The organism is Chryseobacterium sp. L12, from assembly GCF_056133985.1.
Window position 1 is genome coordinate 1 of sequence record NZ_JBVYOF010000031.1, and the last position, 9,253, is coordinate 9,253.

7 protein-coding genes and 1 pseudogene are annotated in these 9,253 nt (G+C 34.9%); 4 read left to right on the top strand and 4 right to left on the bottom strand.

Features of this window, described 5'->3' with window-relative positions; all coding sequences use genetic code 11:
• The first annotated feature begins 131 nt into the window (after window positions 1-131).
• A complete protein-coding gene (locus AC0NBN_RS15635; protein ID WP_160812559.1) occupies window positions 132-527 on the top strand; it encodes a helix-turn-helix domain-containing protein in 396 nt (131 codons plus the stop codon).
• A 41-nt stretch (window positions 528-568) separates the two neighbouring features.
• On the opposite strand, the gene AC0NBN_RS15640 is transcribed toward AC0NBN_RS15635, so the two are convergent.
• The 3 genes from AC0NBN_RS15640 to AC0NBN_RS15650 form a co-directional block, all read right to left on the bottom strand.
• Window positions 569-2,410, bottom strand: a complete 1,842-nt coding sequence (locus AC0NBN_RS15640) for a M1 family metallopeptidase (protein ID WP_160812558.1) — start codon at window positions 2,408-2,410, stop codon at window positions 569-571.
• Window positions 2,411-2,524: 114 nt separating this feature from the next.
• Window positions 2,525-2,995, bottom strand: a complete 471-nt coding sequence (locus AC0NBN_RS15645; protein WP_160812557.1) for a DinB family protein — start codon at window positions 2,993-2,995, stop codon at window positions 2,525-2,527.
• 107 nt (window positions 2,996-3,102) lie between these two features.
• Window positions 3,103-4,794: a DUF6909 family protein gene (locus AC0NBN_RS15650; protein ID WP_160812556.1), complete on the bottom strand. Its 1,692-nt coding sequence runs from the start codon at window positions 4,792-4,794 to the stop codon at window positions 3,103-3,105.
• A gap of 374 nt (window positions 4,795-5,168) precedes the next feature.
• Between AC0NBN_RS15650 and AC0NBN_RS15655 the strand changes: the two genes are divergently transcribed.
• Together AC0NBN_RS15655 and AC0NBN_RS15660 are read left to right on the top strand one after the other, a co-directional pair.
• A complete protein-coding gene (locus AC0NBN_RS15655) occupies window positions 5,169-7,364 on the top strand; it encodes a glutamine synthetase III domain-containing protein (protein WP_160812555.1) in 2,196 nt (731 codons plus the stop codon).
• Between the two features lie 339 nt (window positions 7,365-7,703).
• Window positions 7,704-8,396, top strand: coding sequence for a C40 family peptidase (locus tag AC0NBN_RS15660; protein ID WP_143882844.1), 693 nt, complete (start codon window positions 7,704-7,706; stop codon window positions 8,394-8,396).
• Window positions 8,397-8,478: 82 nt separating this feature from the next.
• On the opposite strand, the gene AC0NBN_RS15665 is transcribed toward AC0NBN_RS15660, so the two are convergent.
• Window positions 8,479-8,994 carry a pentapeptide repeat-containing protein gene (locus AC0NBN_RS15665; protein WP_474468780.1) on the bottom strand — a complete coding sequence of 172 codons (516 nt, stop codon included), beginning with the start codon at window positions 8,992-8,994 and terminating at the stop codon, window positions 8,479-8,481.
• Between the two features lie 152 nt (window positions 8,995-9,146).
• On the opposite strand from AC0NBN_RS15665, the pseudogene AC0NBN_RS15670 reads away from it, so the two are divergent.
• Window positions 9,147-9,253 (top strand): annotated as a pseudogene (locus AC0NBN_RS15670) (IS982 family transposase); the annotation flags it as partial.

Genomic DNA, 9,253 nt, shown 5'->3' on the forward strand with positions numbered 1-9,253 from the left:
CATCTGAGTTTATTTATTTTAATGTTTAAGAATGCAATAATAAAATAAATTTTTCAAAATACTGCGATATTTTTTATTCGGGTTTTATTCGGTTTTAGTCGAATAATTTTTACATTTGTAAAAAATGCTTTATGGTAAAGGAAAAGCTAATAAGAAAAAGAAACGAAAAAGATTTCACCCAAAAAGATCTGGCAGAATACCTGAATATCAGCCAGACCCAATACAGCCGTAAAGAGAAAGGAGAGGTAGACATCTCGGAAGAAGAATGGGAAAGAATCTCAAAACTGCTGGAAACTGAGGTGGAAGAGATAAAAGAAACTAGCGACAATAAGAATATCACAAACTACTTTGACAATGTTACAAGCAGCAACTTTGGTAGTGTTAATGGGAATTATTACTGCAACGTTCCCGAATTTCTTTTAGAAAACCAGAAAGAGCTGATAGAAATGCTCAAAAAAGAAAACAGACAGAAAAATGAAGAAATAGAACTTCTGAAAAAGAGAATAGAAGAACTCGAAAAACGATAAACAATAATCCCCAAAGAATATCTTCGGGGATTTTTTGTAAGTTATTTCACCTCAACAAAATTATCTTCGGGATTTACATCTGCCATTCGCTGGCTGAAATCTATTCCCAAAACTTTAAGCTGAGATTTAGGGTAAGGAACTGTCAGGGTATATTCTTTCTGTGTCCACGGCCAGTAATTCAAAGTGGTAAAATCACCAAAAGCATCTTTGGTTTTCCAGGTGCGGGTCATATTTAATGGAATCTGGTAAGTCACTATTTTATTATCTGCAGTAATCACAGAAAAATCAATCGGCATCGGAACCTGACTGTTATTCACCAAAGTAATCGTTGTAGATTTTGCATCGTATTTTACATCCTTTATGCCGTAGTCGATGGTTTTTATGGTGTTAATCCAGTAGTGATGAAACCATTTCAGATCCATCCCGGAAATTTGCTGCGCAATATGAAGAAAATCTCTGTCGGAAGGATGTTTCATGCTCCATTCTTTAAAATATTCAGTCATGATTTTGGCTAAATTTTCTTCCCCTACGATATATCCTAACTGCACAAGATACAATTCGCCTTTTACATAACTTGCAAAGCTGTACGCCGTTCCGTTATCATGATGATCTCCCAGCCAAACTGCGGGTTCTTCAATTCCTCTTTTCACGATATTTCTATAGGCATCCAGTTTTTCAACAAAAGCATTCGGCCGGTTGTCTTTTGGCGGAAACAATTCGTGCATTACGATGCTTTCTGCATAACTCGTAAAACCTTCATCCATCCAAGGTCGCATCGGTTCATTGGTAGCCAGCATCTGCTGATACCACGAGTGTGAACCTTCGTGAATCATTAATCCCATTAAATCTTCCAGACCTTCGGCTTCACCTAAAATCATCGTACACATCCCATATTCCATTCCGCCATCGCCGCCCTGAATAAATGCATAGGAAGGATAGGCATATCTTCCGAACCTGCTGTTCATGATCTGAAAATATTTTGAAACATAAGGTTTTGCTTCAGACCAGTATTTCGTTTTATCATTTTTCTGATATACAAAATATACTTTTGGACCTTGTGGAACATCAAAGTTTTCTACTGAATAATCTTTATCTGCAGCCCATGCAAAATCAAGCATATTTTTGGCAGTCCATTTCCATGTTGCTTTGTTTTTGTCTGCTTTAATTTTTGCAGAAGCTTCATATCCTTTCACTTCAGAAGGATTCAAAAGTGTTCCGCCCGCTCCTATTACATAATCTTTATTAATCTTGATCGTTACATCAAAATCTGCAAACGGTGCATGAAATTCTCTTCCAACATAATCGAACGCTGCCCATCCGTCGTAATCGTATTCAGAAATTTTAGGATACCATTGTGTCATCGTCATATCAATGCCTTCCTTATTATTTCTTCCGCTTCTTCTGATCTGTTGCGGAATTACGGCGTCCCAATTCATGGTGAAAGTAGTTTTTGAATTCGGCCTGATCGGTTCTGCCAAATATACTTTCATAACGGTTTCCTGAACTTCAAATTTCAGTTCTTTTCCGTTTTGCTTAATCCAGTGAATATTTTGCGACCCTTCCTGATCCTTGGGAATAGAAGCCAGCCTGGAAATTCCGTCTTTCTGCAATCTTCCGTCACCATTTTTACCTTGTCCTGCAACTCTTTGATCCATCATAGAATTAGGTTTGAAGGCATTCCAGTATAAATGAAAATATACAACCTTTAACTCATCCGGGGAATTGTTGGTGTATTCTAACGTCTGATTACCCGTGTAGGTAAATTTTTCAGCATTCACATCAATATCCATTTTGTACTTTGCATATTGCTGATAATATGCTCCCTGCTGAGCCTGAAACTGCGTAATAATAAATGCAAACAGGATTGCTACTGATCTTTTCATTGAAGAATTTAATTTGCCTAAAGATAAATAAATTTTGAAAGAGACTAAAATTGTATATTATACCATCAGCTATCAAAAAAAGTTTTAAACAAACTTACTCAGATTTACAAATTGTTACTTGTTCTTTATCAGCTTCTTGATTAAACTAATCTGCCCCAAATGATAATAGGCATGCTCAATCATTCCATCAATATTTCGAAGATACGTTCCGTACTTTTCATCTACAAAAACTTCATTCATTTTAGAATCAGGCATTTGCTCAAGCAAAACTGCAAATTTTTCAGAATCGCTCCAAAGTTTATGTAAAAGTTCTTCCCATTGCAGTTGAGATTCAACAGGAGGAAGATCAAAGCTGTATTTGTCTCTGATTTCCAAATCGCCTCCTTCAAAAACATTGATTAACCCTGCAATATAATAATCAATATGAAAAGTAAGCATCGCAATTGTATTCAAATCAGCGATTTTCTTTGTTGCCTGTTCCCAACTTATGTCAGAAAGCTGATCTTTGAAATTTGTATTGGCAATCCATTTTCCATCAAGGATTACCTCTCTGAATCTTTTGGCTAATTGTAAAGATGTACTCATTTTTTTCTTAAAGATAAATCATTTTAGTCTTTTTTAAAAACCATGATATAAAAAATCCTTCAGGGCTTTAAAAACCTTGAAGGATTAAACTTTATCTACATTGAAATCTATTTTCTGGTTGTAGCTTCTTTTGCTGCACTTTGTAATATTTTTTCCAAAATTCTTAAAGTAATCAGATACGTTGGTTTTACACCCGTCAATCCCAAACCACCTGAAGAAAGCGTACTTCCAGTTTCCAGAGGGTTATCTGAAGCATAATAGGCGTAACACACAAATAAATCCGGTGCAATATGATGCCTGATTTTAGACGCAACCTGAATCGCTTTCTGATAGTGCGCTCCTTCCATTTCAAGTCCGATGGCTTTCCATGACGTGTTCATAAAGTAGGAAAGAATATCTCTGTTTTGAAGGGAAGTTCCCAAAACGGTAATCATAGGACCTTCAAAAGCCTGAAGTTCGTCATCAATAAAATCTTCCAGCTTCAAAGCATTTTCAAAAGGATAGTTATCTGCTGTTCCTTCAAAAATATGCGAAGTCGGGATCATAATATCGCCTTTTCCACCGGCAAGTATCCCTGCTTTCCCCATAATGGAAACAGATTTTACTTTCATCATATAGACCTCACCTTTCTGTTCAAACGGTCTCAGTAATTCATCCATGATTTCATACGCCTGCTCACCAAAAGCATAGTCGAAAACTAAAACGACATCATCACCGCTGAATTTAATACTGCTGAATGGTGTATTTTTTAAATCAACAGATTTTAAATCAATAATCTGAACATCAATATTACTGCCGCTCTTATCATCAATATAGATTAAACCCTGATCCTGAGAATATTTCAGAACTTTATTCCGAAGATCTTTCTTGTTTGAAATTTCTTCATATAATTTATAGTCGACTTCTTTTGTTTGCTTTTTATTCAATGCATCATTCGCAAACAGCATATTTTTCACAGAATGCATATTGGCAGAAATAATGTGAAGCGGCCTCATGTGAAGATCGTTTTCAAATAAAACTTCCTTTAGTTTATGAGCCCATTTTTCGCCAAAATAATGATGCCCTACTCTTTCTTTTAAAATAGCACTGAAGTAAACCTCTCTTTCTCTAGTTTCTTTGGCATCTTCAAGACTTACTTTGCCTAAATGATAGATGATTTTAAATAATCTGTCAGGATTTTCATCGTCCCCAAAAGTATTATAAGCGTTCAAGGTTTCGTCAAATGTTCTTCCTATTAAAGAAGACAGATGAATCAGGGCAACTTCTTTTTCTTTTCTGCTGAATTTTTTTTCGCCTTTTACTACCTCTTCAATAATTTTGAAGGCTCTGGTCGGCTTCCAGTTTTCCTCCTGAATGAAGGCAAGATTTCTTATTTTGTCTGCTTCAATGAACAGAAATGTTAAGTGAGTAAGAATATCATAAATTTCTGAACGACCCAGAAGAACCTCAATATTCATTTGGTGTTCATCTATTCTGTAACAGTTTCTTCTTCTTTTTTTTGGAACAATTGGCTCAAAACTTCCTTTATCAAAACCTTCATCTGATGTAAGATGTATAAAAGCACATTCCTCAATACCTTCTGGAAGCCTGTCTAAAACATACATCAAACCATTGAGTTCCAATTTGCTTGGAATACTCATGGTACCGTAAATTTCCGGATTGATCGTCTTCAACAAACTTCTAATGCTTTCTCCTGAAACTCCGCTCGGCTTAAAAAACCCTCTATAAAACAGGTGTCTCATAGAAATGTATAGTCTTTCAATTGCCTCGGTGGTTTCTCTCGCTCTAGAATTTGTCATATATTTAAATTTTTTATAAAAAGTCTGCTAAGTTACGAAAAATATTTTAAATGAAATTATTTGTTTGCTACCCAGCGTTTTAATAACCTAAATCCAATATAAATATTTCTTATTTTTAAAATTAAAGATTTTCGTCGCTTGTTTAAAAGTTACCGGAATAAATTTTCTTAACATTAAATATTGCTGTTTTTAAAGTTCGGTTTAATCTCTCATATATTAATAGGAATAAAACTTCAATTTGAAACTTATCCCTTTTAAAAAGTCATTCTATTTTAAAAATTATATTAAATTTTAAAAACACCCCTTAAATTTTTAGGGTTAAAATTTTTTCAATTAGTTTTTTTTGTAAATTTGTCCTATAAAATCAACCCAGTATGTCAACTTTAAGATTCAAAGCGCTAGAAACTTTACCATTCAAGGACTTCAGAAGAGATAATTCTGTAGAAGTTCCCGTGAAATTGTCAGAATTATTCTGCCAGAATGTTTTCTCAGAAGAGACAATGAGAGAATATTTAACAAAGGAAGCATTCCAGTCTATTATGGATGCGGTAAAAAAGGGAAGCAAAATCCAGAGACACATTGCGGATCAGGTTGCGGTAGCCATGAAAGATTGGGCAATGAGCAAAGGAGTGACTCACTACACTCACTGGTTTCAGCCTTTGACAGGTTCTACTGCAGAGAAGCATGACTCATTCTTCACGCCAATCGAAGGAGGAAGAGCAATCGAAAGATTCAGCGGAAATTTACTGATCCAGCAGGAACCAGATGCATCTTCTTTCCCGAATGGAGGTATCAGAAACACTTTTGAAGCAAGAGGTTACACCGCATGGGATCCAACATCACCTGCATTTATCATGGGAACTACTTTATGTATTCCTTCGATCTTCATTTCTTATACCGGAGAAACTTTAGATTATAAAGCACCTCTTTTAAGAGCATTAAATGCGGTAGATGAAGCTGCAACCAACGTAATGCAGTATTTCGACAAAAACGTAACAAAAGTAACGCCTACTTTAGGTTGGGAGCAGGAGTATTTCCTGGTTGATTCTGCTTTGTATCAATCCCGTCCGGATTTGGTTTTAACAGGCAAAACATTATTAGGCCATTCTCCAGCAAAAGGACAGCAGTTAGACGACCATTACTTCGGTTCTATTCCTACAAGAGTAATGAATTTCATGAAAGAGCTGGAAGTAGAATGTATGAAATTGGGTATTCCTGTAACAACAAGACACAACGAGGTTGCCCCAAACCAATTTGAGCTGGCTCCAATGTTTGAAGAAGTAAATGTTGCAGTAGACCACAACTCTTTGTTGATGGATGTTATGACAAGAACTGCTCACAGACATCATTTCCATATTTTATTTCACGAAAAACCATTTGCCGGGGTAAACGGAAGCGGAAAGCACAACAACTGGTCTTTAGCAACCAATACCGGTGAAAATCTTTTAAGCCCGGGAAAAAACCCTAAAAAAAACTTACAGTTCTTAACGTTCTTCGTAAATACAATTAAGGCTGTTCACGAATATGCAGATCTTTTGAGAGCAAGTATCGCCTCTGCAAGCAATGACCACAGATTAGGAGCCAATGAAGCTCCACCGGCAATTATTTCCGTATTCATCGGAAGCCAGTTGTTCAGAGTTTTGGAAGAGCTTGAAAAAGTAACAGAAGGAAAACTTTCACCAGACGAAAAAACAGACTTAAAACTAAATGTAGTAGGAAAAATTCCTGAGATTTTGCTGGACAACACCGACAGAAACAGAACTTCTCCATTTGCATTTACAGGAAATAAATTCGAAATCAGAGCGGTAGGCTCTTCTGCAAACTGTGCAGAATCTATGACGGTTATGAACACAATTGCCGCAAAACAATTAAACGATTTCAGAAAAGAAGTAGACGCTTTAATTGAAAAAGGACTGAAGAAAGACGAAGCTATTTTCAATGTACTGAGAGAGTACATCAAACAGTGCAAAAACATCATGTTTGAAGGTGACGGATATTCTGATGACTGGGCTCTGGAAGCTGAAAAAAGAGGTCTTAATAACCTAAAGACTACGCCGGAAGCTCTTAAACAGGAAATGGACGAGAAATTTTTGGCTCTTTACGAAGAAATGGGAATTTTCACACACAGAGAAGTTGAAGCAAGAAACGAAATCAAGCTGGAAAAATATTCTACCGTTATTGATATTGAAGCAAGAGTATTAAGTGATATCGCAAGAAACCACATTATTCCTTCTGCTTTAAATTATCAGAACCGATTGATTGAAAACGTAAAAGGATTAAAAGAAATATTTGGTGATGAAGAATTCAGACCTTTGGCAAAAGAACAAATGAGTCTTATCACAAGTATTTCTGAGAATATTTCTAAAATGAAGCTGGGCGTTGAAGATCTTATCAAAGCAAGAGAAGCTGCAAAAGCAGTTACAGATAGCCAAAAGCAGGCAGAAGACTACTGCAACAAAGTAAAACCTTTATTTGATGTAATCAGAGAAGCATCGGATGATCTTGAAATGATGGTAGACGACGAGCTTTGGCCAATGACAAAATACAGAGAAATGTTATTTACAAGATAACATCTGTAAAGTTCCATATTAGTGATAGTTCTCCGGTTTTTCCGGAGAACTTTTTTATTGAAATCTAAGCATTTATTTAACAATAAAAGCACTTGCAATTATTGAAAAATAAAGATCTACTTCTATTATGTTAAAAAATCTTAATAAAAAAAACCGCCGGTTTGCCATAAATGGAAGCCTGCGGTTTGTTTTCTTTTAACATACTTAAAAAATATGTTAAAATGTGTTAAATCAAGAACCTGATAATACTCATATACAGGCACTTTTCTGGGGAATATCTACTTTTGTATTGCTTTAGAGAAATAAATATTCCTTTTTAACACGGATAATAAAATTTATATGAAGAAAAGAGTTTTGTTTTATTTAGTTGCTTTTGTTTCTACATTATCATTACAATCTTGCGTTACCAACTATGTGGTATCAAAACCAGCAACTTATGCTAAAGAGTACAAAACAGATGCCAAACTAGCCGCAGTAGATACTCAATTGGAAAAGGATAAAAAATTGCTAATCAGTTCTTTTGTTTCAGAAAAAGCAGTTGCTTTATCCAATGCTAAAAATTCTTTGAAGAGTTTAGAAATTGCAAAAGCAATCAAGCACAGCAAAACAATTGACAATATTTTAGCCGAAGCATCTACTTACTTGGGAACACCTTACAGATATGGAGGAACTACAAGAAACGGAATAGATTGTTCAGCATTTGTTCTTTCAGTATTCGGAGCTGCTGCAGGTCTTAGCTTACCAAGAGTAGCCGCATCTCAGGCTCAGGAAGGAGAAAGTGTAGATAAAGAAAACCTTCAGAAAGGTGATTTGATTTTCTTTTCTCACGGCAGAAGAATATCTCACGTAGGAATTGTAGAGGAAGTTACTGAAGATGGAGAAATAAAGTTTATTCACGCCGCAACTTCTAAAGGTGTCATGGTTTCTTCGCTGAATGATTCTTATTGGGGACCTAAATACAGATTCGCCAAAAGAGTAATCAACGAAAACGGAGAAAATTACAACAGCCTTGCATCTGCATCAGGATTTTAGTCTTAAATAATTGATTATATAAATAAAGCCATCAGTTTTTGATGGCTTTAATTTTTGTTTATAATAATATGAATCAAAATAACTAACTGTTTTTATCAACTTCTATATCAAGATGACGTAATAGACCATGAACTTCAGAAAGTGAAAATTTCGTCTTTCTGAGATTATTTTGGGCTGGATTAATTGTATAGTTAAAAGAAGTTCTCAAATCTGCTTTTTCCAAATTGGTTCTGTCGAAAATAGCCCCGCTTAAATCACAGTTTGAAATGACAGAGTTTGAAATATCAGCTTCAGAAAAATCAACTTCAATAAGCTTTGAATTTTTAAACTGAGTTTTTCTAATGGTTGATTTATAAAAGACAGAATTGTTCAAAGCACAACCCTCGAATTTAAAAGACATTCCAAATTCGTTACAGTCATTGAAAGCCATTCCGTACATTTTACAGTCTTTAAAAACAACTTCACGAAAAGCAGTTCCAATAAGTTTGGTCATGCTTAAGTTACTTTCGATAAATTCGCAGTCAGTAAATCTAAATCCGGAAATATTTAAGTATTCAAAATTACAGTTTCGGAAAGTACAGTTTTCATATTCGCCCAAATTTAAAGGTTTTTGAGTGAAATTTATATTTTCAAAACTTTCATCCGCAACGTGAGTTCGGGATAAGAATTAATAAATTTATGATACAAAAAAGCAGAAAAATTAGTATATTTAAGGTATTGAAATTCAAATATATAACTAAAATTTCTGCTATGATTTCTGATGATAAAATTACAACTATTTATTACATTGTTGATGAGTTTTTTAAAGAATTTAATAGTATTCTGAAAGATTATGCTCTGAAAGATCCGAAAATTAA

Excerpts from the sequence above, each read along its gene's own strand:
- AC0NBN_RS15660 (WP_143882844.1), top strand. The coding sequence starts at position 7,704 with ATGAAGAAAAGAGTTTTGTTTTATTTAGTTGCTTTTGTTTCTACATTA.
- AC0NBN_RS15655 (WP_160812555.1), top strand. The coding sequence starts at position 5,169 with ATGTCAACTTTAAGATTCAAAGCGCTAGAAACTTTACCATTCAAGGAC.
- AC0NBN_RS15650 (WP_160812556.1), bottom strand. The coding sequence starts at position 4,794 with ATGACAAATTCTAGAGCGAGAGAAACCACCGAGGCAATTGAAAGACTA.
- AC0NBN_RS15645 (WP_160812557.1), bottom strand. The coding sequence starts at position 2,995 with ATGAGTACATCTTTACAATTAGCCAAAAGATTCAGAGAGGTAATCCTT.
- AC0NBN_RS15640 (WP_160812558.1), bottom strand. The coding sequence starts at position 2,410 with ATGAAAAGATCAGTAGCAATCCTGTTTGCATTTATTATTACGCAGTTT.
- AC0NBN_RS15635 (WP_160812559.1), top strand. The coding sequence starts at position 132 with ATGGTAAAGGAAAAGCTAATAAGAAAAAGAAACGAAAAAGATTTCACC.